The sequence below is a fragment of the Pseudoalteromonas sp. CuT4-3 genome (assembly GCF_035666335.1).
Lineage (GTDB): Bacteria > Pseudomonadota > Gammaproteobacteria > Enterobacterales > Alteromonadaceae > Pseudoalteromonas > Pseudoalteromonas atlantica.
Map to the genome: position 1 here is coordinate 2225230 of NZ_CP142030.1, position 24427 is coordinate 2249656.

General features: G+C 39.9%; 21 protein-coding genes, 4 tRNA genes and 1 pseudogene. 12 read left to right on the forward strand and 14 right to left on the reverse strand.

Annotated elements, in window-relative coordinates; translation table 11 throughout:
- Positions 1-147 precede the first annotated feature (147 nt).
- Together VOI46_RS10140 and VOI46_RS10145 are read right to left on the reverse strand one after the other, a co-directional pair.
- On the reverse strand, positions 148-1485 hold the full coding sequence (locus tag VOI46_RS10140) for an ankyrin repeat domain-containing protein (RefSeq protein WP_004589168.1): 1338 nt from the start codon (positions 1483-1485) through the stop codon (positions 148-150).
- Positions 1486-1695: 210 nt separating this feature from the next.
- A complete protein-coding gene (locus tag VOI46_RS10145) occupies positions 1696-2289 on the reverse strand; it encodes an ABC transporter substrate-binding protein (protein ID WP_004589167.1) in 594 nt (197 codons plus the stop codon).
- A 246-nt stretch (positions 2290-2535) separates the two neighbouring features.
- Here VOI46_RS10145 and VOI46_RS10150 point away from each other — a divergent pair, with 246 nt between their 5' ends.
- The gene (locus VOI46_RS10150; protein WP_004589166.1) at positions 2536-3072 is read left to right on the forward strand and encodes an acyloxyacyl hydrolase; all 537 of its coding nucleotides are present in this window, start codon (positions 2536-2538) and stop codon (positions 3070-3072) included.
- Positions 3073-3194: 122 nt separating this feature from the next.
- Here the strand turns inward: VOI46_RS10150 and VOI46_RS10155 are convergent, their stop codons facing one another.
- Together VOI46_RS10155 and bamC are read right to left on the reverse strand one after the other, a co-directional pair.
- Entirely contained in the window at positions 3195-4565 is a 1371-nt protein-coding gene (locus VOI46_RS10155) for a YjiH family protein (protein ID WP_004589165.1), read from the reverse strand.
- Positions 4566-4635: 70 nt separating this feature from the next.
- Positions 4636-5694 (reverse strand): outer membrane protein assembly factor BamC, encoded by a 1059-nt coding sequence (gene bamC, locus VOI46_RS10160; protein ID WP_029772477.1) that lies wholly within the window; start codon positions 5692-5694, stop codon positions 4636-4638.
- 360 nt (positions 5695-6054) lie between these two features.
- Between bamC and VOI46_RS10165 the strand changes: the two genes are divergently transcribed.
- A complete protein-coding gene (locus VOI46_RS10165; protein ID WP_004589163.1) occupies positions 6055-6591 on the forward strand; it encodes an ACT domain-containing protein in 537 nt (178 codons plus the stop codon).
- Positions 6592-6601: 10 nt separating this feature from the next.
- Positions 6602-7081: a thioredoxin-dependent thiol peroxidase gene (gene bcp, locus VOI46_RS10170; protein ID WP_029774548.1), complete on the forward strand. Its 480-nt coding sequence runs from the start codon at positions 6602-6604 to the stop codon at positions 7079-7081.
- 133 nt (positions 7082-7214) lie between these two features.
- On the opposite strand, the gene VOI46_RS10175 is transcribed toward bcp, so the two are convergent.
- The 3 genes and pseudogenes from VOI46_RS10175 to VOI46_RS10185 form a co-directional block, all read right to left on the reverse strand.
- Positions 7215-7712 (reverse strand): lactoylglutathione lyase family protein, encoded by a 498-nt coding sequence (locus tag VOI46_RS10175; RefSeq protein WP_289156792.1) that lies wholly within the window; start codon positions 7710-7712, stop codon positions 7215-7217.
- 78 nt (positions 7713-7790) lie between these two features.
- Positions 7791-7871: pseudogene (locus VOI46_RS10180) on the reverse strand (twin-arginine translocation signal domain-containing protein); the annotation flags it as partial.
- A 252-nt stretch (positions 7872-8123) separates the two neighbouring features.
- Complete coding sequence (locus VOI46_RS10185; RefSeq protein WP_289156788.1) at positions 8124-9035, reverse strand: hypothetical protein; 912 nt, start codon at positions 9033-9035, stop codon at positions 8124-8126.
- Between the two features lie 14 nt (positions 9036-9049).
- Here VOI46_RS10185 and VOI46_RS10190 point away from each other — a divergent pair.
- Positions 9050-10284 (forward strand): IS3 family transposase gene (locus tag VOI46_RS10190; protein ID WP_324737994.1). Its coding sequence is split into 2 segments (ribosomal slippage): positions 9050-9401 and positions 9401-10284, totalling 1236 coding nucleotides; the frame shifts between segments, so codons are not numbered across the junction.
- A gap of 932 nt (positions 10285-11216) precedes the next feature.
- Here VOI46_RS10190 and queE read toward each other — a convergent pair.
- Positions 11217-11882, reverse strand: coding sequence for a 7-carboxy-7-deazaguanine synthase QueE (gene queE / locus VOI46_RS10195; RefSeq protein ID WP_004589468.1), 666 nt, complete (start codon positions 11880-11882; stop codon positions 11217-11219).
- 145 nt (positions 11883-12027) lie between these two features.
- Here queE and queC point away from each other — a divergent pair, with 145 nt between their 5' ends.
- On the forward strand, positions 12028-12684 hold the full coding sequence (gene queC, locus VOI46_RS10200; protein WP_004589469.1) for a 7-cyano-7-deazaguanine synthase QueC: 657 nt from the start codon (positions 12028-12030) through the stop codon (positions 12682-12684).
- A 100-nt stretch (positions 12685-12784) separates the two neighbouring features.
- Here queC and VOI46_RS10205 read toward each other — a convergent pair whose 3' ends face one another.
- Entirely contained in the window at positions 12785-13234 is a 450-nt protein-coding gene (locus VOI46_RS10205) for an isoprenylcysteine carboxylmethyltransferase family protein (RefSeq protein ID WP_248534151.1), read from the reverse strand.
- A gap of 344 nt (positions 13235-13578) precedes the next feature.
- On the opposite strand from VOI46_RS10205, the gene VOI46_RS10210 reads away from it, so the two are divergent.
- Positions 13579-13821, forward strand: coding sequence for a hypothetical protein (locus VOI46_RS10210; RefSeq protein ID WP_324737995.1), 243 nt, complete (start codon positions 13579-13581; stop codon positions 13819-13821).
- On the opposite strand, the gene VOI46_RS10215 is transcribed toward VOI46_RS10210, so the two are convergent.
- The 5 genes from VOI46_RS10215 to VOI46_RS10235 form a co-directional block, all read right to left on the reverse strand.
- Positions 13818-14855 (reverse strand): hypothetical protein, encoded by a 1038-nt coding sequence (locus VOI46_RS10215; protein ID WP_324737996.1) that lies wholly within the window; start codon positions 14853-14855, stop codon positions 13818-13820. The genes VOI46_RS10210 and VOI46_RS10215 overlap by 4 nt on opposite strands.
- A 101-nt stretch (positions 14856-14956) precedes the next feature.
- Positions 14957-15628 (reverse strand): tRNA (adenine(22)-N(1))-methyltransferase TrmK, encoded by a 672-nt coding sequence (locus VOI46_RS10220; protein WP_324737997.1) that lies wholly within the window; start codon positions 15626-15628, stop codon positions 14957-14959.
- A gap of 151 nt (positions 15629-15779) precedes the next feature.
- A complete protein-coding gene (locus VOI46_RS10225; RefSeq protein ID WP_324737998.1) occupies positions 15780-16730 on the reverse strand; it encodes a class I SAM-dependent methyltransferase in 951 nt (316 codons plus the stop codon).
- A complete protein-coding gene (gene uvrB, locus VOI46_RS10230; protein ID WP_096041470.1) occupies positions 16731-18725 on the reverse strand; it encodes an excinuclease ABC subunit UvrB in 1995 nt (664 codons plus the stop codon). It abuts the gene before it with no gap.
- A 4-nt stretch (positions 18726-18729) separates the two neighbouring features.
- Entirely contained in the window at positions 18730-20100 is a 1371-nt protein-coding gene (locus tag VOI46_RS10235; RefSeq protein WP_324737999.1) for an MATE family efflux transporter, read from the reverse strand.
- 1062 nt (positions 20101-21162) lie between these two features.
- On the opposite strand from VOI46_RS10235, the gene VOI46_RS10240 reads away from it, so the two are divergent.
- The 6 genes from VOI46_RS10240 (at position 21163) to rsxA (ending at position 24426) form a co-directional block, all read left to right on the forward strand.
- Positions 21163-21239, forward strand: a tRNA-Asn gene (locus tag VOI46_RS10240).
- A gap of 21 nt (positions 21240-21260) precedes the next feature.
- Positions 21261-21337: transfer RNA gene (locus VOI46_RS10245), tRNA-Asn, on the forward strand.
- 21 nt (positions 21338-21358) lie between these two features.
- Positions 21359-21435, forward strand: a tRNA-Asn gene (locus tag VOI46_RS10250).
- Between the two features lie 26 nt (positions 21436-21461).
- Positions 21462-21538, forward strand: a tRNA-Asn gene (locus tag VOI46_RS10255).
- Between the two features lie 148 nt (positions 21539-21686).
- Positions 21687-23630 (forward strand): GGDEF domain-containing protein, encoded by a 1944-nt coding sequence (locus VOI46_RS10260; protein WP_324738000.1) that lies wholly within the window; start codon positions 21687-21689, stop codon positions 23628-23630.
- Positions 23631-23844: 214 nt separating this feature from the next.
- On the forward strand, positions 23845-24426 hold the full coding sequence (gene rsxA, locus VOI46_RS10265; RefSeq protein ID WP_004589478.1) for an electron transport complex subunit RsxA: 582 nt from the start codon (positions 23845-23847) through the stop codon (positions 24424-24426).
- Position 24427 lies beyond the last annotated feature (1 nt).

Genomic DNA, 24427 nt, shown 5'->3' on the forward strand with positions numbered 1-24427 from the left:
TTTTTAACGCAGATAGCGACACGTTTAGCCCCGCAAAATGATTAGATATTATTGCGGATTGGTATAACAGCTTATACATACAAAAAACGCGCTTAACATAACAATGTAAGCGCGTTTTTTTAGGCTTTTAGTTTGCCATGGCAGTCGCTACACTAATTCGCTCAGTGCAGCCAGTGCAACTATGCTGGCTAATCCAAGCTGAGCTATTAAGCTTAACAACGAAAAAACACGCAACACAAACAATCCCCACGGGTGCTTTATATGTGGATAGAGCGCACAGCGCTTTAAACTCGCCGCAAAGAAAAAACACACCGATGCAATCAATGTAAAAATTAAAGTCAGCTCACTTTTTATGGCAATGCTTTCATCAAAAAAGAAATAGAGCTGCAATGGTAATAAAATAGTGACAATTGCGTGTAAGGCGTGCACCTTTTTAATGCGGTTAAACTGCCCTTCTGGCGAAAGCTCTTTTATACCAAAATCGCGCTCAAGGCATTTAACTAAATTGCTTGCTTTAATACTTACTGCTAACCGGTAACAGCTTAAGCCCTCGTTATTACGTGCTCTAAAGTCGTAACCTGCTTTTAGTAATAGCACCATAAGGGTTTCGTTTTTAGCTAACACTGCATAATGCAGTGCAGTATTGCCTAAGGTGTCTTGCGCTTTTTGATCCTGTTTAGCCAACAGGGTTTCTATCACATTTACATAGCCTTTTTCGGCTGCCCACATAAACGCTGTTTTATTGTTTTCATCAGCCAATGTACCAGTGGCACCTTGCTCTATAAAACGCATTGCCATGGTTTGCTTTGCGCTTTTTTGGCTTAAATGAGCAAGTAATGCTTTTTCAAGCAATACAATAGAATCAACATCAGGCGATACTTGCGTTAACAGCGTAAAATAGTCTTTACCGTTTGCTACTTTTTGACTGGCAAGCTCTGTAAGTTCGTTTAAATCAGCAACCGATTCAGGTAAAAAAGCACTTAAACGCTCTCTAAAATCAACTTCTTGCCACAGTGCTAGCGTATCGTGTGCACTTAATTTGCTGCCACTATTTAGAGCATGTTCAATTAACGAAAAATAGCGTTTACTAAATAATAAGCTAAACAACGAAAGCGGCGTATCAAGTGCGTTTTGAGCCGCCACACTGGCGTATTTTTCTAAGCGCTGGCACAGCATTAACGCCATGGACTCGCTGGTGTATTCGTTATCTAAATAATGATTTTTAACAGCAGCAATGTAAGCGTGCGCATCTTCGTCATATTCACTAATATGCTGAAAATAACACTCTTCAAAGGGTTCAAGCGGGGTTAACCATATCAAATAGTAAATGGGCGGTAGCACAGTGGTGCATACACCGTCATCTTCAATAGTAGAACGACATGCAGGCCAAGCTTCTAAAGCATCTAAAATAAAGGCACCGTTTTGTTCTACAAGTCCTTTAATAAGTAATGGGTATTCCTTTGGCCAAATCAGTACATTTTCCATTAAAACAGCACAACTCCAGTGTAGCTTGATGAGGCGTCAGTTATAGCAGTTTTTAGCTGACACCACGCTTAATCGACGTGCTGATATTCTATCACACCTTTTTTTTGCTGCGAGCTTAAAGTAGATGAATATTAAGAAAATATAAAAGCAGCCAATACACTTTAGTGCGGCTGCTTTTGTGGTTGGAGAGGGTCTTAATCAGGAAGTGAACTATTTATTTTTTAGTTCAGTAATTACTTGCTCTAAGCCTACATCAGAAATGCGTTGAATGATCTCTTTTTGCTTAGCGCTTAAAAGCGAAATACCTTCGGCAACAATGTCGTAAACTTTCCATTGCTGGTCTTTACCTTGGCGCAGCTTAAAATGCAGATCAATCACGGGCGCGTTTGGCTCAATAATTTGCGTTTTAACTGTAGCGTACTCAGAGTCGCTTTTAGCGGTATCTTGTTCAAATACTACTTGCTGGCCGGTGTATTTCATTAGCGCACCTGCGTAAGTACCTGTTAAATAATGCTCTACCGCATCAATAAAACGTACAGCTTGCTCGCGCTCAATGCCTTTAATGTGCTTACCAAGCAATTTAAACGACACGAACTTAATATCTATGTTTGGCATTAAACGCGTCTCTACAATGCGCGCCATATCGGCTTTGCTTGCATCGCCTTGTGCATTTACTTTTGCAATATCGCTAAAAAGCGTATCGGCAACGCCTTCAAGCATATGTTGAGGCGACTGCGCCGTTTGCGCAAATAACGCGCTGCTAAAAAAGGCAGCAGCAATAAAAATAGTGTTAAAAAGTTTCATGAGCGTGACCATGTGTGTGATTAAGATGTGGCTAAATTACGCGATTTTAAGCCACAAAAACAGACACAAAAATGCACCTTATTAATGCCAAAACAGCACCAATTAAATAAATTATTTATTTTCAATTAGTTAAGCTTTCCCTGTTAACACCCCATAAACAAGCGGCATTTTGTCCTCATTGAAAATGTGAATGGCTCGCCCTTATCATTTATTTACTCATTCGACTCACACACCAATTTGGCAGTTATGAAAACGGTATATAAAACTTTCACACTTATTTTATTTTTAGTTATTTCTGTATGGGGTAACACGGCGCTTGCGCAGTCTAATCATGGTTACGCCGTAGATGTTCTCAAAGGCGAAGGCAACGTGAATGGTGTTAAGCTGGCTTATCAATATCATGCCCCTAGCTTACAAAACTTAGTGGGCGATGCGCGCTTTTATTTTGAAACCAGCGTTAATATGTGGGAATACCGCCATGGTGACAACTCGCAATCTAATCTTGTTTTGGCTATGTCGCCCGTACTGCAGTTTCCTGCTTTTAGTTTTCACAATACCCCGTTTTATATTGAAGCAGGTATTGGTGTATCGCTTATTGATGAAACTAAATTTGCGGGCAAAAATATTAGTACTCACTACCAATTTGAAGACCGTATTGGCCTAGTTGCAGACTTTGGCCACACTAACGTAGCGCTTCGGGTTATTCATTACTCAAACGCCGGATTTAAAGAGCCTAACCCAGGTTTAAACTTTTTAACTCTTTCAGTGGCAAGGCGTTTTTAATCTTAATTCGTATTTAGTATCAATTTGCCCACTTAAGAATGTTAAGCATTAGGGTAAATTGAAATAACTAGCCACAAAAAAGCCCTGACAAATCAGGGCTTTTTTATAATTAAAACACACTACTAGCCAACTAACCAATGCGCCATTAAGGCAATAACCGGCAGCGTAATAAGTGTACGTAAAATAAATATAACGAACAGCTCAACAATGTTTACCGGTATTTTACTGCCCAGTAAAAGTGCACCAACCTCAGACATGTAAATTAGCTGAGTTACGCTCATTGCGGCAATAATAAAGCGAGTTACATCACTTTCAATGGTGCCCGCAGCTAAAATTGACGGAATAAACATATCGGCAAATCCCACCATAATAGTTTGTGCCGCGGCCTGTGCTTCGGGTACTTGTAACCACTCTAAAAATGGCACAAACGGCATACCTAAATATTGAAATACCGGCGTGTGCTCAGCAATTATAAGTGCAAATGTTCCTACGGCCATTACAACAGGCAGTACACCAAACACCATATCAAGCGCATTATGTACACCCTCTTTTAAGGTACCTTTAAAGCCCGACGAGTTATTGGCTTTTGCTAATGCTACATCAAGTGAGTGCCCTACTAAGCTTTTACCCGTTGGGATAGCCTCTGCATCGCGATTTGGCTCACTACCATCAATAAGCAAATCTTTTTTAAAGCGAAGTGGCGGTAAGCGCGGCACAATAATAGCGGCAACCACACCGGCTAAACATACGGTGGCATAAAATGGGGCAAATAAGTGCTCTAATTTCACTTGGCCTAAAACCACCAAGCTAAAGGTAATAGAAACCGCCGAAAACGTAGTACCAATAATAGCGGCTTCGCGCTGCGTGTAGTGCTTTTGGTCGTACTGCCTTGCGGTCATTAAAATACCAACACTGCCATCACCTAACCACGACGCAGTACAGTCAACTGCACTTCGCCCAGGTACGCCAAATACAGGGCGCATTACCTTGGTTAGCATAGTGCCTGCAAGCTCTAATAACCCAAAGTTAATTAGTAAAGGCAGTAATAAACCGGCCAGTATAAATACCGAGAACAAAACAGGTAATAAGTCGTTTAATACCAAAGCACCTGTGTTTGCAGAGGTGATTGCCTCGCTACCTAACCCTAAATGGGTCATTAGCACAAACGCCATACCAAATAAACGCACCACTAACCACACTACACTTACATCAAATAAATGTTTTAACAGGGGTGATTGGCAAATAGCGGTGGGTTTAAATACTTTGGTGATCACCGACATAACTCCAGTAATACAAATAATGAGGGTAATAATTGCTTGCGCAGAGCCAGACATCAACGCTTGCACGCCTTTAGCCATTAACGCAATAGGAATGGTCATCCCGTCTGCGGTAGGAATGGGTGTCATAAATAAAAACACACCAATTAACGACGGTACTAAAAAAGTAAACCAAGTGCGCCACGTATAGTGCCCGCGAGGAGGTAACTGAGACATATTTTTTAATCCATAAAAACTACAAAAAGAGCAAAGCGCTCTTTTTGTAGTAAAAACTTATTATTAATTATTAAATTTTGATGCCGCGCTGAATAAGTGCTGCTTCTAACGCTTGTTGTAAACCATTCATGGTGCCAGGTTCGAGTGTTTCGCCTTTGTCATCCATCCAGGTTAAGCTTGTACCGCCTTCTTTAGTTTTGCTCACTAAAATTTGGTATTGGCCTTCTTCAATTGGAAGCTGCGCAACTTCGTCGCCCCAAATCGAATCCCATACACTGCTTTCTGGCTTGTTGTAGTCGGCAGTTATTAAGCCGGTATCGGTTTTAATCTCAACAATAGTAAACGATAGGCGCTCTAAAAAGCCCGAGAAGCGATCGAATACTGCATCGTATGATTGCTCAGTAACAAGTGCAGCATTGCCTTTGTTATCAAAGCCCATTTCTAAAGAAATAATACCTTGGCGCTTGCGGTTTTCTACTTCTAACTGACGGTAGCGATAATCAAATTCAGCCACAACTTGGTTAAGCGCGCGTACTTCTAATTGCTGCTTAAGTAAATCAGTTAACGTGTCATCACCTTTAAAGTCAATAAGTTCTGCGCGTAACGAAGCAGTACGCTGATGCGATTTTTCTTCAATTGTGAATCTAAAACGCTCTTGGTTTTCGCTTACCTCATCGCCCCACAACCAGCTCTCTTCAGCTTTAATTATTGAGTACCAGTCAGTTTCGATAATACCAAGTAGCTTATCTTCTTTTGTGGTTGTTGCATTATTTTCGGCAATAACCGCTTTAATTGAGTCCCAAACAAATTCATCTAAATCAACAATGCCATCGTTTTTATCAAAGTAAATACGCGCTTGTTTATCGCCCTCTTCTACCCAGCTACCTTTAGCAACAGTTAAAACCTGTGCTGGTGGACGATAGTTTGTTGCCTCAGGGTTGTTATCGTATTGGCCCACATCCATTTTATAAACCGGATCTTGCGCTGGTTGAGATAACGATGGCGGGGTTTTAACACCTTCATGCGTACGATAATTGCGTTCGTTGTGCGCTTCATTAATAAAAACATTACACCCTGATAAACTTACCAATACACTCACTGCAAGTGCTTTTGGGATCCAATACTGCACAGATATTTCTCCTTAGCATACCCTTTAATTGTTTTACACGTATATGAGTGGGTAATACCGAATTTGGTTCAGTGTAAAATCAACATTAACTTTACATTTATTATTTGGCTGTCTAATTGCAATAAAGTTCACACCTAAGTGTTATAAAATCAATCACAACAAAAAGACAAATTTTAGCTATGGTACTTTCCTGTGCCAGTAAAAACAAGGAACACAACGCTTTAAAGCGCCTTTAATTAAGCGCCTATGTAGTTTAGGGCGCTTTTTGTGTTAAACTTCGCCGCCGTGCAACGTAGTGTATGCGCAGCGGGCTATACCAACTCGGTTGTTATATTTCAAAAAACGTAGGTATTAAACTTCATGACTGCATTTTCAAATCATCAAATTGTTTTAACCGCTATTGGCGAAGATAGACCGGGAATTGTAAGTGAACTTACACAGCTTGTAAGTGATTGTCATTGCAACATTATAGATAGCCGAATAGCCATTTTAGGCAGCGAATTTACCTTTACCATGCTGCTAAGCGGCGATATGTCGGCCATTAGCCGCATAGAGCACACCTTGCCTACTAAAGGCATGGAGCTAGGCCTACTCACCATGATGAAGCGCAGCACCACTCGCCACACCGAAAGTGAATTTTGCGCAGGCTATACCCTTGAATACACAGGGATAGACACCCCAGGTACACTGAGTAAAGTAACGCGTTTTTTTGCCGATCACCACATTAGTATCTGCTCATTAAAGTCAGACACCTACGATGAAGAAACCAACACTAAAATGCGCTGCGAAATTGAGTTTAATATCCCAGTAGAGGTTGATATAGACCAATTTAAAGTGACCTTTGAAAACCTTTCGCACAGTCTTAACGTAGATTATATTTTTAAACGTATTCGCTAAGGAGCACAGCATGAACAAAATTAGTCCATTACAAGCCGGTGATACAGCACCAGAATTTAGCTTACAAAACCAAAACGACGAAACAGTCACGTTAAGTGAGCTGTTAAAAGAGCAACAAGTACTGGTGTACTTTTACCCTAAAGCCTCTACACCGGGTTGCACGGTTCAAGCCGAAAACTTACGTGACCAACAAGCGCAGCTTGCTCAATTTAACACCCGCGTTGTAGGCATTAGCCCAGACCCTATTAAGCGCCTTAAAAACTTTGAAACTAAAAAAGAGCTTAACTTTGATTTACTCGCCGATGAAGATCACGCCATTGCTGAAGCATTTGGCGTATGGGGCTACAAAAAGTTTATGGGTAAAGAGTATGACGGTATTCACCGCTTAACCTTTTTAGTAGGCCAAGACGGTAAAATTAAACACTTATTTGATAAGTTTAAAACCAAAGATCACCACCAAGTGGTTTTAGATTATTTAGCGGCGGAATAAGTTAGCTGTAAGCTGTAAGCTGTAAGCTGTAAGCTGTAAAAAATATACAAAAGCGTTGCTCTAGGGCTACGCTTTTTTATTAGCGTTTATTCAATGAAGTACAGTGAAGTACAGTGACGCGTTACATAATTAATTAACCATAAGCGCCACTTGAATATATAAGCTCGTAACTGTGGCTATAAATTTCTAAAATATTGCCAAACGGGTCTTCCATGTAAATCATGCGGTATGGTTTTTCCCCTGGGTAATAATAGCGCGGCGCTTTCATACGCTTTTTTCCGCCCGCGGCCACTATTTTATCAGCGAGTCCTTCTACATCAGGGTCTTGTACGCATAAATGAAATATTCCCGTTTTCCAATACTCAAAATTATTTTTTGGGTTTTGCTGATTTTTAAATTCAAATAGCTCAACCCCCACCCTATCCCCTGTTGATAAATGGGCTATTTTAAAACTGCCCCACCCAGCACCAAATACATCAGTACACATCTCACCAGTCGGTGATTTATCTTCTGTTATTTGTGTGGGTTTCATAATTAAATACCAGCCTAACACCTCAGTGTAAAACTTAACGGCTTGTTCTAAGTTTGGCACTGACACACCAATATGCGAAAACGTGCGCGGGTAAGGCATTGGCGAATCAGCTAAGCCATTTGCTTGCTCGCCTTTATCAGCTGCTTGCAGGTTGGCATTAGCATTTAGACTTGTAAACAGCATAGGCAGCGCGGCAGCACCCAACCCAGCAGCCGATAACTTCATAAAGTCTCTGCGGTTTAACTCTTTTTTATTCATGGCATGTTCCTTAACGGCAAACGCGTTAAATGTAATTAAAGGAATTAATTAGCCATGATAAATGAATGTAGTGAGGACAAAAAATTATCAAATATGATATTAATGATTACGTTTTGTGATGGTTTATAAGATTTTTGTAGATTAAGGCAATAATATCGTATAGTTATTAGATAAGTGTAATATGAAGAACGTTCGTAGTAATTGTTTACTATGTCGTAAATCAAACAGTTTCTTAACCTAGAAAATATTATATCATTCTTGCGAGGCGTCTAGATTACTATCCACTTTTTCATATTTATCAAAAATTAGTCTGTAAGTTTCACTTTCACAAAGAGCATCCTTATGAGTACTCTCAATTAACCCGAAGCTACCAAGCACAGTTATTACTCTATTTATGTCCATGTAAAATACTCTTCCATCAAATTTTTTACTTTTTTTCGAATAAAACTTGATGGCAATACCCATATTAGAGAGGTTTGCAGTAAAAATTCGTAATTTCTCTTCCAATTGCTTATCACTCATACCCCTATCCACCTCATTAAGTAACCCTAAATCAAGAAGCGGACTATCCTTGTCATAAATAATATTACTGGATTTCAAACTGATATTTTCAACACTTTTGGGGCTGTTTTCAGGGAAAGTAACACTGTATAGCTTATCTTTAAATATTAATACATTTTCTTCTTCAGACAGAACAGAAAGCCTAAAAGTAGACTTTGATATTTGTAATAAATCTTCTAACTTTTCATAAAACTGCTTTTTATGCTCTTGATAAAGCATAAAATTTTCTTTCTTAATAGAGAGCCTAAGTTGCTCTTCGACTCTTTCAGCCTGCTTTTTAGCTAAGAGTAATTGCTCAAAGGCTAAACCCTGTTGGAGCCTCGATAACCTAAGCTGCTCTGAAAATTTCAAGCTTCTCGAATACACCCCTAATAATGTCGTAATGGTAACCATTAATAGAAACACTTTAATAGGTAAAGAAAAAGTGACTTCAATAGTTTCCCAATTATTAAGCTTTGAAATATCAAAATTAATCTGATTGCCAACTAAGCTGAGCTGAAAAGCCAAAATTACAAGAGGAGCAATCCATGTAATACTAAAGGCAATGAAAAATCTATTTTCCCATTTTATAGCTTTGTCTTGTCCTGAAATGTGTTTACACATTTAGGACTTATTTTATGAAAACCACTAAAACTAAAGACGTTAAGCGTACTCAGCGAGATTATACATTAGGCTTTAAATTATCTATTGTTGAGCAAGTAGAAAAAGGCGACTTCACCTATAAACAAGCGCAAAGTCATTACGGCATTCAAGGCCGCAGTACCGTTCTGGTATGGCTGCGAAAACATGGTAAATTAGATTGGTCTAAACCAACTTATATAGCCAACATGCCTAAATCGAAAGAAACCCCAGCACAAAAAATTAAACGTTTAGAGCGCGAGATAGAAGAGTTACGCCTAAAGGATTTAATCAAAGATGAAATGATTAATATTATGGATGAAGAATATGGAGCGGGCTTGCGAAAAAAGTACATATCCGAGCTATCACGCGCGCAAAAGAAAACCATCAAATAAAGCTTACTCCGTTATGCCGTGCATATGGCGTAACGCGACAAGGTTACTATCAAGCTATGCGCAGAATAGATGCTCGGAATAAAGAATTGGAGCCAGTCAAAGAATTAGTGATGTACTGGCGGCAATTCATGCCTCGTATTGGTGGGAAGAAACTTTATCTGATGATAAAGCCAGACCTGCAAGAGCGTGGCATTAAACTAGGTCGTGATTGTTTTTTTGATTATTTGAGAGAGCATGACTTTCTTGTAAAACCAAAGAAAAATTACACTAAAACAACAAACAGTAACCATTGGATGCGCAAGCATCCCAATTTACTAAAGGAATACATGCCTACTGCGGCCGAGGAAGTCTTCGTTAGTGACATTACATACGTAAAGTCGGCGCAAGGCGTGCATTACCTATCGTTAGTCACTGATGCTTACAGTCGAAAAATAATGGGTTATGAGCTGAGTGATGAAATGAAAGCAACCGATGTAGCCAAAGCATTAGAAATGACAATTAAGCAACGCGTATATAAACGTGATGCCATTCATCATTCAGATAGAGGTTCACAATATTGCTCTGAAGTATATCAAAATGCGCTATTAAAAGAGGGCATTAGACCATCGATGACCGATGGGTATGACTGTTATCAAAACGCATTAGCAGAGCGTATTAACGGGATATTAAAGCAAGAGTTTTTACTGTATAAATGTCGCAATATGGCAGAGTTAAAACAGCTCGTTGAAGAATCGATATTTATATACAATGAAATGCGACCGCACTTAAGTTTGGATATGAAAACACCAAATCAAGTGCATAAAAAAGACCTGGCGCTTTCGCACCAAGTCTTTCATTAAAACCGTCAACCTATTTCAGGACGGGACACTTCTTTCTCTTGAAAGTTTTGATGCCCAGTATTTACATTTTCTCTATCCATCTCACTCTCCTTAATATGTGGCTCTTAATACTTTCAATATAAGCCCTGAGAGCTTTTTAAACTCAGTGATTTAAATGTCCATATTGTTAGATTACGCACCTTAAAATATCTCATATAAAATAAAACTTTGTATAGCTAATTACCAATCTATTTGATAAAAAGATAAAAAAAGGAGAATTTAATTTTGAGTAAGGCAATTAAGTTTAGAGTGTATTTAGTCGCATTGATTATATGTGTTATTGGCTTTATGTTTTCACCAGCGAGTAGCCAGTTTTATACAAACCCGTTTTATATTGGCAGTTTTATTTTTGCAATCGCGTTAATTGTGAATGTTATTAATTACTTTTGCCCAAATTGTAAGAAAAACCAGGTAATGCAATCAGCTACTAGCTATCGCCTGCCAAAAAATAAATGCTATCACTGCGGGGAAGAAATTAATTAGCCTTTTCGGATGGCGCTTTGCTTATCCGCCCTACGCGTTTAAATAAGCTGGTGTGGTGGTTTATATAAAGAGTGAGTAATGGAGTTGTGGTGTTGGGTTTCGTTTCACTCAACCCAACCTACTAGAGAACCTTAGGAGAACCTTAGGGGTCAAATCTTGACTTCATACATCATAAATTAATTAGCTATTTATATTTGTCGAAACTTAAATAAGTTACTGCGTCGGATGGCGCTTCGCTTATCCGACCTACGTGTTTAAATAAGCTGGTGTGGTGATTTATATAAAGAGTGAGTAATGGGGTTATGGTGTTGGGTTTCGTTTCACCAAACCCAACCTTGTATCTACGTGATATAACTTAACGCCGAGCAGCTTATCGCTTACAGCTAAGCACTTACAGCTGCCCTTGCGCTTTAGCTAATCCCTAAATACTTATGTACCTGCACCGATAAGCGCCAGTTTTTGGCAATACAGGTGTCGATGGCTAATTTGGTGGCTGACACTTTTTGGCTGATTGGCTGTAAGTAAACAAGCTTAGGATTAACGCCTGTTTTGGCAAATAGCGCTTCAAGCTCTTCTACGTGCTTTTGCATCGCTACTGGGTGCTTTATCTCGTTGGCGCGCTTCATGGCGCTGGTAAGTACTTCGTAGCCGCCGCGCATGTTAATTTTAGGCGATACGGTAACCCAGGTTTGCTCAGGGGCAAGTATTTCAAAGGTGCCGCTGGTTTCTATTTGTGTTGTAAAGCCGTTATCGTGCAATAGCTTACACACTGGGTTTAAATCGTACATACACGGCTCGCCGCCGGTAATTACAACATGCTTTGCTGTATAGCCACGCGATTTAAATAGCTCAAGTACTTGCTCGGCGCTGGCATCGGCCCAATGATCTGAATCGGCTTTTTTTTCTACCGTTTCATCAAGCGATACTTTGTACACGTTATCGACTTCCCAAGTTTGTTTAGTATCACACCATGCGCAGCCCACTGGGCAGCCTTGCAAACGCAAAAATATTGAGGGTGTGCCGGTAAAACTTGCTTCACCTTGGATGGTTTCAAACACTTCATTAATTTTGTACAAAAGAGATCTCACTTACTGCCTAGCTGCAAAATTGCTACTATAAAAGACGAAAAAGCGCTGCCCAAAAATTGTTATTTAAGCTGCGGCCGTGTAGTATATCGCGCCCTGATATAAACCTCTATTAAAACTAAAGAGCAATCCAGATATGACGCAAAAAGTAGTTGTTATTTATTCCGGCGGTATGGATTCGTTTACCGTATTAAATAAAGCCTTACAACAAGGCCATGATGTTTATGCCCTTTCATTTGACTATGGTCAGCGTCATGTTAAAGAGCTTGAAGTGGCTGCAAACGTGTGTGAAAAACTTAATGTTCCACATAAAATTGTAGATATATCAGCTATTAACCAGCTTATTGGTGGCTCATCACTGACTGATGATATTGATGTACCAGAAGGTCATTACGAAGAAGAAAGCATGAAAAGCACCATAGTGCCTAATCGTAATATGATTTTGCTTTCGCTGGCGGTTGGTTACGCTGTGTCTTTAAAAGCGAGCAAAGTATATTATGGCGCGCATTCGGGGGATCATGCTATTTACCCTGATTGCCGTCCTGAGTTTGTGCAAAAAATGGATGATGTATGTCGTATTGCTAACTACGACGCTGTAGAAATTTTTAGCCCGTACTTAAATAACACCAAAATTGATATTTTAACCGATGGCATAAAAATGGGCTTAGACTACAGCCAAACATGGACTTGTTATAACGGACGCGAAAAAGCCTGTGGTAAATGTGGCGCCTGCCAAGAACGTTTAGAGGCATTTTCGCTTAATAACGTCACTGATCCAATCGAATACGAATAACCGCTAGTTACGGGGTTTTCAGTGAAAGTACGGTTAATTTATTAGCGCTGAACGCAAAAAGGCTATCATCTCGATAGCCTTTTTTGTATTTGCTTGTAAATTACAACCAGCGTTTTACTTTGTTTTTATACTCTGTGAATTCTTGGCCAAATAATTTGCTAAGCGCCCGCTCCTCAGGAATTATTTGAAAAAACGTTAAATAAGCAATAAACCCAGCAACACATAAAAGTGCCCACAGCGAACTAAGCCAAATACCCCAGCCAGCTAAAATAAACGCAAAGCCTACATACATAGGATTACGTGAAATTTTATATACACCACTGGTTACCAACTTTGATGCTTGCTCGGGCTTATTTGGATTAACTGTGGTACGTGCAAATTTAAAGCTTACCACTCCGGCTATACAAAATGCGCACCCTATAATGACTAAGCTTGCTGCTAAGTAGGCAATAAACGCTGTAAAATCAATCACACTGTAATGGGCTATTAACGCCATAATGCCTGCAAAAACGAGCACGACAATAACCGGAGGTATTTTATTATTTAACATAGCAACTCACTGTATTGATTATAAAATAAAGTTCTATAAGTCTGTAAACACTATACCCGTTTGCATTAATACACAATTAGATACAAGGTTAACGCTTGCATAGAGAGCGTTAAAACTGCAGATTAAAGCAACACAATAAAAATGTTGGCTTTAAAGTCACACGGTTTAATCTCAAATAGACTTATTAATTACGCCATTAGTTATTAAACAATAACGCAGGTGTATCAATGATGAACACAACTCCACGCTGCAATCGACAAATAAAGTTACAATTGTCAGGTTTAACCGCTGCTAAATATGGTTATACTTTATGCAACAGTTAAAACTATAAAAAGGAAGTGGTTATGTCAGGCACTACAATGATAGTACTTATTGTGCTTATATCGATTGGCTCTGGGGTTATTTACGATATGTACAAAAAGCACCTTGAATTTAAACACAAAATGCAAGATAACAACCAAGATGCAAATAAACAACTGGCCGAGGTAAGTGCCCAAGTAGTTGCTTTAAAAGAGCGCGTGCAAACGCTTGAGGCCATAGTGACAGACTCAAGCTACACCACAAAAGAAGAAATTAACCGCCTTTAAAAACGATATAAATGTGCATTTTCTGGCTGCTCTATACCGTGGGCAGCTAAAAACCCATCTATAGCTTGGCCGCAACCTTGTGGCGCACGCGAACTATCAATTTCAAAATTAAGCTTATTAGCATGTTGCTTGCCAAGTGAGCACAGCCCCAACACTTTTGGCGAGCGCATTGCCACACTAAGTGCACCTATTTTTTCTACGCAATTGTGTTTACTAAATCGGGCAAACCCTTGGTATTTAAATTGCTCACTCACATACTCATTACTAATATCAACCAGGGCATTAATAAGGCCATGTAAAAAGCTATTTGCGCTGCTATCACTGGTTAAAAATGAAAAGGTTTTATTATTAAACTCAGTAAGCTGGCAAGTGTTGCAGTGTAATTTTAAGGTGTATAACCACTGCTGCGAGCTTAGTTGCTGCATAGCACTTAGCGATACCTTATCACCTGCAAATACTACCCGTTTTAATAACTGCTCAATAGTGCAATGTTGCTCATTGCCCTGCGCCGCGTGTGCAATAACAAGCTCTGCATTTTGTGCCATAACCGGTAAATCATGATGATTATTAAATGGCGTGCTGGTGGTATTATTGCTGTGAGTAAGTTGAAACAGCTCTCTTACCTCGTGCTCTCGCGCTATTTTAAGCGCTAAAAACGCTGTTTGAATAAGCTCGGAGGTTGGTAAGTTTTCCTCTACTATCCAGCGCCTGCCAAACAGTAATTTTTTTGCTGTGCCCTCACCCGCGTAACTACTGGTTTTGTAATTATCGGGGCTGAGTACGGCAACTTGTAAATAAAGTTGCTGATCTTTTTTTGCAGCAAGCACCCTAAAGTGCGCTGAAAAACTTATATTTTGAAGCACTTGATTAACACTTTGTAAGGTGTGTTTATAGCGTAAAAAGTGCTGTGGAACTATCCAGCTGTTATTAGCAAGTTGCACTAACGGAGCATACGAAATTGGCTGCTCGTAACTGTTTTGCCATTTTTGCTCTGCACTGAGCAGCGGCTCAATGCGACTTTTTTTATCTGACATACATAAACCAAATAAACTCGCGCAAGGCGATATAATCTATGTTGATGTTACGTTTTTGCGCCTTGCATTAGATCACACTATTAGCGCTAAATAAGCCATTTTTAAGCGTCGCTGAGCTTTTTATAATCTGTTATAACTTTTTGATAATAAAGCTCGTCTTTATTAAGCATTTTATTATAATGAGTGAGTAACTGTTTAAGGTATTGCTTGTGCGATGCATTATTTAAATCCCACATGCTGTTACCGGTAGATGTGAGCAACGTTGTGCTACGTTGACTTACCTCTATAAGCTCATAATAGCGGTTGTTTTCAGTGATTAATTGCTCGCTTTCAAGGCCAAAGCCTAATTTGGCTAAACCACTGCGCAAATGATAAGTATGGTGTATAGGGCAAACTATAAAGCGGGTGCTTGCTACAGATGCAGCGCAATTGTTTTTAATAATGCCAGTAACAAGTTTTAGTAACAGCTCGCCGCCAACACCTGCAATAACCACAGTATTTAACGCATTTGGAACGAGCTTTATTTCTCTTACATCTTGGCAATGTACTTTATATTGCGCATCACTTGGCAGTGTTTGGCTAATATTTGTAAGGTGCTCGCTCAGCTCGGCCATTATTTTATCTACCACATCGACAAAATTAACCTGTTTTGCAGCGCGGCGCTTTAATAGTGCAATGCCTAAGTAACCATGATCGCAGCAGCAATCCCAAATAACATCAACGGGGTCAGTAATTAACGCATTAATTGCGTTTAAACGCTTACTCAGTTTCATTTAATACCAATTAGCTTAATTAAGTGATCTATTTTGAGGCTGGAAAAACGTGTTGATAGCTAGGCAAAAAAATCGCTATTTAGTTGTTCTAAATGAGAGTTTTTTAACACAGATAGCGACACGTTTAGCCCCTTAAAATGATTAAGTATTATTACGAATTGGTATAAGTTGCGGTATGCGCCGTTTTATACACTAACGCTTTTAAACTTTTATTGCTGTCTACTTCTACAAAACGGGCCGTTGGTGCAAGGCGCTCAACAAATTCTATTGCTCCTTGGGTGTGCTCGTTTATTAAAGCTTTAAACGCATCTTCGCTAAGCTCTGGGCTATTAGCGCATAATAAAAGCTGTGTGGTATCGCACAGTAGTTCGGGTAATCTGCGCAGCACCTTTTGGTAATCTTTAGTTAGAATAAAGCTGCCCTTTTGAAAGCTTGGCGGGTCTACAATAATTAAATCAAACGGCGCTGCTTTTTTTAATTTACCATACGACTTTAAAATATCGTGCGGTAAAAAACTCACTCCGCGTTCAAAACCATTGAGTTGGTGGTTTTGCTTACCTACTTTGAGTACGCCTTTACTCATATCCATGTTCATAACGTGATCAGCCCCGCCTTGCATTGCCGCAAGCGAAAAACCACACGTGTATGAAAACAAATTAAGTACTTTTGCATGTTTACTATTGGCAGAGACAAACTCACGCCCACTTCGCATATCGGGGAATATTCCGGTGTTTTGGCGGCTTGTTAAATCCACTAAAAAACCAATGCCGTTTTCTTTTACCACATGTGGAGAGGGAAGATTACCATGCACTAAACGATTGCTGCTTTGTACACCCGCGCGCTGTTGATAGACCAATGCAGATATTAATTCAGGGTGATGCTGCTGCGCCCACGCCCAAAGGGTACTGGTCAGTGTATTTAACGTGGCTTCGTCAATTTCATCGTACGAAATTAAAAACAAGCTTGGCGGATAAAAGTCTAAATTAATATGGCTTAGCGATGCCACGCTATGGCCGCGACCATGAAATACGCGGCATAGTTCGTTTTGTAGTAATGGCGCATCTTCAAGCGCGCTTATTAGGGGCGAAAAATCGGGTGTCATTTAGTTAATCAACTGTTGTTGTAGTTCGTGTATTTCGTCGCGTACAGACGCGGCTTTTTCAAATTCAAGATCGCTGGCATAAGCATGCATTTTGCTTTCAAGCTGCTTAATTTGTGTGGCAATTTCTTTAGCACTGAGTATTTTTTTAGACTCTTTACGTACCAGCTTAAGGTTATCTTTTGGTGCTGCTTCTTCGCCCACATCCATAATATCGGTGATCTTTTTAACCAAGGCTTGCGGCTCAATGCCGTGCTCTATATTAAAGGCGTGTTGTATTTCGCGGCGGCGCTGTGTTTCGCTAATCGCTTTTTCCATCGATTTAGTTACTTTATCGGCGTATAAAATGGCGCGCCCGTCGAGGTGACGAGCAGCTCGGCCAATGGTTTGAATAAGCGAACGTGCTGAGCGTAAAAAGCCTTCTTTATCGGCATCTAAAATGGCAACTAGCGCCACTTCTGGCATATCTAAGCCTTCTCGTAATAAGTTTATACCCACTAACACATCAAACACACCGGCGCGTAAATCACGAATTATTTCAACGCGTTCTACTGTGTCTATGTCTGAGTGCAGGTAACGTACTTTTACATTGTGCTCGCTTAAGTAATCGGTTAAATCCTCAGACATGCGCTTGGTAAGCGTAGTTACCAGTACTCGCTCACCTTTTTCTACACATTTATAAATTTCTGATAGTAAATCATCTACTTGAGTGCCTACAGGGCGTATTTCTATTTCTGGGTCTAACAGGCCCGTTGGGCGTATAACTTGCTCTGCTACTTCGCCTGCGCTGCGCTCTAATTCAAAATCACCCGGCGTTGCCGATACATAAATCGTTTGCGGTGCTATGGCTTCAAATTCTTCAAAGCGCAATGGGCGGTTATCCATCGCCGATGGCATTCTAAAGCCATATTCAACTAGGTTTTCTTTACGGCTTCTATCGCCTTTATACATGGCACCAATTTGCGATACGGTTACGTGCGATTCATCGATGATCATCAATGCATCATCAGGAAGATAATCGAGTAATGTTGGTGGTGGATCGCCCGGTGTACGCCCCGACAAATAACGGCTGTAGTTTTCTATGCCCGAGCAATAACCAAGCTCGGTCATCATTTCTATGTCGTATTGTGTACGCTGCGCTATGCGCTGCTCTTCTACTAATTTATTGGCACTTAATAATTGTGCTCTGCGTTCTTTAAGCTCAGCTTTTATTTTTTCTATGGCATCAAGAATTTTTTCGCGTGGCGTTACATAGTGCGTTTTAGGGTAAATAGTGGCACGAACTATGTGTTTTTCTACCGCACCAGTAAGGGGATCAAAAATACTAAGGCGCTCTATTTCGTCATCAAACATTTCTACGCGTACTGCATAGGTGTCTGACTCGGCAGGAAATATATCAACAACTTCGCCGCGTACACGGTAAGTACCACGGCTAAAGTCAATGTCGTTACGGGTATATTGCAGCTCAGCTAAACGGCGCAGCATATCGCGTTGGTCGACCTGTTCGCCTACTTTTAAAAGCAGCATCATTTTCATGTATGAGTCGGGGTCGCCCAAACCATAAATAGCCGACACAGAGGCCACTATTATGGTATCGCGTCGCTCAAGCAGTGCCTTAGTAGCACTTAAACGCATTTGCTCTATGTGCTCATTAATAGAGGCGTCTTTTTCTATAAACGTATCGCTGGCAACCACGTAGGCTTCTGGCTGGTAGTAATCGTAGTAAGATACAAAATACTCAACTGCATTATTAGGAAAAAACTCTTTCATCTCTCCATATAACTGCGCGGCAAGTGTTTTATTATGCGCCATTATTATTGTCGGGCGATTTAAATCACTAATAATATTGGCCATGGTAAATGTTTTACCTGTACCTGTGGCACCGAGTAAGGTTTGATGCGCAAGCCCGGCTTCTAAGCCTTCTTCAAGCTGTTTAATCGCTGTGGGTTGATCGCCCGCGGGTTTAAATTGTGACTTTAGCTCAAAGTGATCACTCATTCATTTACTCCGTTACCGTGTTACTACATATTGCTTCTAGCTCTTTTACAAACCATTTGTACGCGACTAACCCTGTGAATACATTACCGATCGCAGCGCCAATAAATAAACCAATCAAGCCACCTAGCATACTGCCTACATAAGCAAAAGGCAGATAAAACACAAACAAACGAATAATACTTAAAAACAATGCATTCATAGGTTTGTGTAAAGCATTAAACGATGAGTTTGATAAAATGATCACCCCTTGAAAACCATAACTTAGCGGTATGGTGTATATAAAGAGCTTAATAACATCGATTACAGCTTGTTCTTTACCAAATAATTGGCTTATTCCCCCTGACAGCGCAATGAGTAAAATATAAATAGCAAATTGCCATATCATCACAAATTTAAGCGTACCAATGTACGCCTCTTTTACGCGGCCTAATTTACCCGCCCCAAAGTTTTGGCTAACAAAAGGAGGCAATGTCATCGATAAGGCCAGCACTAAAATACTGGCAATTGATTCAATACGGCTGCCCACACCAAAAGCGGCAACCGCTTCGGGTCCATGATTGGCAACGAGTGCGGTCATCACAGCCATTGCTACTGGGGTAAGCATGTTAGCCCCCGCTGCGGGTAAACCTATTTTAAGTACTTTTTTAATTGCACTTGCCGCAGTTTGATTACCGGCTTTTAAGCTTAATAGCCGCTTTTTAACGCCCAGCACATATAAAATAATAATAACCGCTACGCCCCAGGCAATAACACTGGCAATAGCGGCACCTTGAATGCCTAATGCTGGTACTGGGCCCCAGCCAAATATTAAAATAGGATCGAGTATGGCATTAATAAGCCCTGCCCCACCCATTACTATGCTGGGTGTTTTAGTATCGCCACTGGCTCGTAATACCGAATTACCTATCATGGGGGTAATTAAAAATACGCTACCAATAAACCAAATATTCATATACTCATGAATAAGTGGCAGCACTAATTGTCCGGCCCCTAATAAAGTGAATATTGGGTCGATTAGTAAATATCCAACAAACGAAAGTAAAATAACTAATAGTAGCGCCACAATAAGCGACACACTGGCATCAAAACGCGCCTCTTCTATTTTATTACTGCCTAAGGCTTTCGCTATTACCGCTGATGTACCAATACCTAAACCTATGGCTAGGCTTATTACCGTAAAGGTTACCGGAAACGTAAAGCTTACCGCCGCAAGGGGCCCTGTGCCCAACATACTAATAAAAAATGTATCGACTATATTGAACATCATTAGCGTGACCATGCCAAATATCATCGGAATGGTCATTTTTTTCAATGTAGGCAAGATGGGATCGTTAAGTAAATCTGGGCGTGATTGAGAATGTGAAGTTTCGCGCATGGAATAAATAAGCCTCTTTTACTGAGCGAGCCATTTTAAAGCATCATAGCAATTCAAGCCACGGATTTATCAATGGATTTCATACTAATAATAAAGCAACAATTAAAAAAATAGCTAAAGTTGAATTTTTAAGCATTTGTGCACAAATACGCCCTTAGAGCGCCAAAAAACAATAAGTGAACATTTTTATTACTTTTTTAACATTTAACCCTGCAAATTCGCTGAATTTTTACACAGCGCGGTATTAATCCTTATCGTAACGAATTAATTTACTCATCGTTGCATGGTAATTCGGCATGCATTTATAACCCCATGTTTTTTATAGTAATAAAAAAATCGTTTTAAAAGCTTGAAATCGTTGTAGCGCCCTAAAACTCTGGTCGGGACAGTGTTCTTAAAGTTTCATAAACAGAGTTATCCACAGAAACCGTGGATAACTCAGCTGAGCCCGCATTTATAAAGGCTTGCGCGCTGGCTAAAATTCAGCTCAAGTCCAACCTTTGCTCAAAGTTAAAGTAAAAACTTATCAATGCTTGCAAACAAAAAATTAAACTAAGCCAAATCTTTGTGCCTAATACAGCTATAAGTGACTTAATTAGTTAACGCAAATATTTAGCAACTAATTGATTGTTTTGTTTTTGTACAGCTTTTTAAATTAAAGTTTCCAGCCACGGCTTTATTAGTTTAACCCCTGTTAAATAACGTAATACGAAAAAACTACCCTGCTGGATTTTTTAAAAAGATCTGCTAGCTAAATTTATACTCGGTTTTATGACAACCAGGTTAAATACAAATTTACTGATTTGCCGCGATAAATTTTGTCTCAGCGGCATTTTTTACACATAAATTAAACAATGGCTATTTTATGGGCGCTGTTTTTTTTCACATTGGTGTGAGTCTAAATAGAGATTTAACGCCGTGTTTTGCATAAATAGAGTTATAAAATGCGCAGATCGAACATAAAAACAACGAATAAACTTCTTTTTTAAATTTATGACTTTTATATGTTGACACTTTGCGGCTCCATCATTAATATTTCGCCCCGTTGAAAGGCATGACGCTTCCCCCTTAGCTCAGTTGGTTAGAGCGACGGACTGTTAATCCGCAGGTCCCCCGTTCGAGTCGGGGAGGGGGAGCCAAGTTTTTCAATCATAAACGATTCCCCCTTAGCTCAGTTGGTTAGAGCGACGGACTGTTAATCCGCAGGTCCCCCGTTCGAGTCGGGGAGGGGGAGCCAAGTTTATGTTTATGATGTAGTTCCCCCTTAGCTCAGTTGGTTAGAGCGACGGACTGTTAATCCGCAGGTCCCCCGTTCGAGTCGGGGAGGGGGAGCCAAATCATAAAATGACATCTCTATTTGTTCCCCCTTAGCTCAGTTGGTTAGAGCGACGGACTGTTAATCCGCAGGTCCCCCGTTCGAGTCGGGGAGGGGGAGCCAATCATAAGAATTTCATAGACATTTCAGTAATTTTCCACTACCCTTCTGCTTTATAACTAAAACATAATATCTATTCTAATATGTTGCTATTAGTTGAATGATCAAGGACCTGATTCCTTTCCTTTTGAACTATTAAAAGATTGATAACATGGCTGGCTTTAAAAAACTTATTTTTATACAAATCCTGTCTTGGCTTGTATGTGTTGCGGCTGGAAGCTACTTCATATCTGTAAGCTTTAATAATGCAGTAAGTGAAGCACAAACTTCAGCGCAAACCAGTGTAACACGTTACATTAACAGCTTAACAAGTGATGAGCTTTCGCCTGAAAGTATAAAAAAAGCGATTGGCGATGGTAAAACGTTTTCAAGCTTTATACTAAGAGATTATCAAGGGGCTGAGGTATTTTCAGTTAACTCCCCTACCCAGCTACCCATGTTTGCTGAATTTATTCAATCTAGCTTTAATTCGGTTCGCTCACAGTTTGCCGTTAACGACGCTGCAGATATAAAAGTAGAATTTACCCTCAACATTGAACGTTTAGCGCAGCAGCTACAAACCTCGTTATTTATAGTTATATTTATTTCTGCTTTTTTAGTGATTATTCCTATCATATTAATGAAGTCTATTTTTCATAGCTTAAATAAAAATATCAGCATGACCGTTGCCGATGTAATAGACATTTACATTAACCAAAATCAAATTGGCGACGACTTAGACACCGCACTTGATGCAAGTAAAATGAAAAAGCTTGGTAAAGATTTAGTCCCGAGCTTTAATCGCCTTTCGCATTTTTTAAAAAATAAAAATGATGATATTCAAAACGCTGCCCTAAGTATCAAACAAGAAGCCTATAAAGATGTAATTACCGAATTAGGTAACCGTAATATGTTTGTTGAATATTACGAAAAACACATCGAAAACAGTGAACGCAGTACGTTTGGTTCGTTAGCGCTTGTACGCTGTAGTGAGCTGCAAACTATAAACCAAAGCCGTGGCTACCAAAAAGGTGATGACTACGTTAAAGGTGTGGCGGATATAATTAAGCATATAAGCGGCACTTACACCGGCAGCCAAGTATTTAGGCTAAATAGCTCAGACTTTGCCATTGTACTACCTAATACCCCACTTAAAGAAGCTGAGCGTTTTGGTGAAAACCTGCAATCGCGCTTTACTCAATACCAAAAAAATCAAGAGCTAAGCTCTGTGGCTAACACAGGTATTGTGGGCTACGAAAAAGGCAAACCGCTGGGTGAGCTATTATCGGTTGTCGATAACGCAATGAGCATGGCGCAATCTAAGCAAGTAAATGCATGGCATGTGCAGCGCGAAACCGATTTGGTTAATAATGTTAGTGCTGGGTTTGGTAACCAAAACTGGCGTAAAGTGATTAACGAAGTGATTGAATCAAAACGTGTTCACTTAGTAATGCAAAATATTATGCCGCTGGGTAAAAGCATTAAGGCGTATGCAGAGATACAAGTGCGCTTTAAAACCGAAGATAACCAAGTGCTTCCTACGGCTTCGTTTTTAGCCATGGCTGAAAAACTCGATATGGCCATAGAAATTGACCGCTTAATTATTGACTCATCACTTGAAAAAATTAAAAGCCGTAATCTCTCTGAAAAGTTTTTTGGCCTGAATGTAACCGCCTCAAGTGCACATAACGATCAATTTGTTATTTGGTTAGAGCGCCGCTTATTAAAAGATACGCATATAGCCTCTAAATTAGTATTTGAAGTAAGTGAGTTTGGCCTACAGCAAAATATTAAAGCCAGTAAACGCTTTATTGATATGGTGCATCGCGTAGGTGCCCGCGTAACGGTTGAACGCTTTGGTGTAGGACTAACGTCGTTTAAGTTTTTCCGTGATTTAAAACCAGACTTTATTAAAATGGATGCAAGTTACACCCGCGGCCTAGAAGATGATAAAAACAATCAATACTTTATGCGCCTAATGGTTGATTTAGCCCACCGCATTGGTGTGAGTGTGTTTGCTGAGGGCGTTGAAAGCCAAGAAGAAAAACACATAGTAGAAACGCTTTGCCTAGACGGCGTACAAGGTTATTACATAGAAAAACCTAAAGATATTTAGCACCTCCCCTTAATTAAAGTAAAAAAGAGCACATGTGCTCTTTTTTGCGTTTAGCTGTTTAATTTTTCGCTTACTTTAAAATCACATAAATTTTACAGCTTTGTGATCGCTTAATTATTTTACTGTGTTTATTTAACTGATAACGACTCGCATATGTTGTTTATCGGGGCAGAAAAAAGGATAATACACAGGATTTTAATAGCGCGAGGCACACATGACAGAATATGTCTTGTTATTGATTGGAACCGTTCTAGTTAATAACTTTGTATTAGTACAATTTTTAGGCTTATGTCCATTTATGGGTGTATCAGGCAAGCTTGATACCGCTATTGGCATGTCTTTAGCAACCACGTTTGTGCTTACTCTTGCCTCTGTTACAAGCTATTTAGTTAATCAATATATTTTAGCGCCGCTAGATATCGAATTTTTACGCACCATGAGCTTTATTTTAGTGATTGCCGTTGTGGTGCAATTTACCGAAATGGTTGTGCGTAAAACTAGCCCGACTTTATACCGTTTACTGGGTATATTTTTACCGCTGATCACCACTAACTGTGCGGTATTAGGTGTTGCGCTTCTTAACATAAAAGAAGATCACACCTTTTTACAATCGGCCGTGTATGGTTTTGGCGCAGCCGTTGGCTTTTCATTAGTACTTGTATTATTTGCAGCGCTGCGCGAACGCCTTGCTGCTGCAGATGTTCCTACCCCGTTTAAAGGCGCCTCAATAGCTATGATCACCGCCGGCTTAATGTCGATGGCGTTTATGGGTTTTACCGGATTAGTGAAGTTTTAAT

Bases quoted from the DNA above. Each gene is read 5' to 3' on its own strand.
- VOI46_RS10140 (WP_004589168.1), bottom strand. From the start codon at position 1,485: ATGGAAAATGTACTGATTTGGCCAAAGGAATACCCATTACTTATTAAA.
- VOI46_RS10145 (WP_004589167.1), bottom strand. From the start codon at position 2,289: ATGAAACTTTTTAACACTATTTTTATTGCTGCTGCCTTTTTTAGCAGC.
- VOI46_RS10150 (WP_004589166.1), top strand. From the start codon at position 2,536: ATGAAAACGGTATATAAAACTTTCACACTTATTTTATTTTTAGTTATT.
- VOI46_RS10155 (WP_004589165.1), bottom strand. From the start codon at position 4,565: ATGTCTCAGTTACCTCCTCGCGGGCACTATACGTGGCGCACTTGGTTT.
- VOI46_RS10165 (WP_004589163.1), top strand. From the start codon at position 6,055: ATGACTGCATTTTCAAATCATCAAATTGTTTTAACCGCTATTGGCGAA.
- bcp (WP_029774548.1), top strand. From the start codon at position 6,602: ATGAACAAAATTAGTCCATTACAAGCCGGTGATACAGCACCAGAATTT.
- VOI46_RS10175 (WP_289156792.1), bottom strand. From the start codon at position 7,712: ATGCCTTACCCGCGCACGTTTTCGCATATTGGTGTGTCAGTGCCAAAC.
- VOI46_RS10185 (WP_289156788.1), bottom strand. From the start codon at position 9,035: ATGTGTAAACACATTTCAGGACAAGACAAAGCTATAAAATGGGAAAAT.
- queC (WP_004589469.1), top strand. From the start codon at position 12,028: ATGACGCAAAAAGTAGTTGTTATTTATTCCGGCGGTATGGATTCGTTT.
- VOI46_RS10205 (WP_248534151.1), bottom strand. From the start codon at position 13,234: ATGTTAAATAATAAAATACCTCCGGTTATTGTCGTGCTCGTTTTTGCA.
- VOI46_RS10210 (WP_324737995.1), top strand. From the start codon at position 13,579: ATGTCAGGCACTACAATGATAGTACTTATTGTGCTTATATCGATTGGC.
- VOI46_RS10215 (WP_324737996.1), bottom strand. From the start codon at position 14,855: ATGTCAGATAAAAAAAGTCGCATTGAGCCGCTGCTCAGTGCAGAGCAA.
- VOI46_RS10220 (WP_324737997.1), bottom strand. From the start codon at position 15,628: ATGAAACTGAGTAAGCGTTTAAACGCAATTAATGCGTTAATTACTGAC.
- VOI46_RS10225 (WP_324737998.1), bottom strand. From the start codon at position 16,730: ATGACACCCGATTTTTCGCCCCTAATAAGCGCGCTTGAAGATGCGCCA.
- uvrB (WP_096041470.1), bottom strand. From the start codon at position 18,725: ATGAGTGATCACTTTGAGCTAAAGTCACAATTTAAACCCGCGGGCGAT.
- VOI46_RS10235 (WP_324737999.1), bottom strand. From the start codon at position 20,100: ATGCGCGAAACTTCACATTCTCAATCACGCCCAGATTTACTTAACGAT.
- VOI46_RS10260 (WP_324738000.1), top strand. From the start codon at position 21,687: ATGGCTGGCTTTAAAAAACTTATTTTTATACAAATCCTGTCTTGGCTT.
- rsxA (WP_004589478.1), top strand. From the start codon at position 23,845: ATGACAGAATATGTCTTGTTATTGATTGGAACCGTTCTAGTTAATAAC.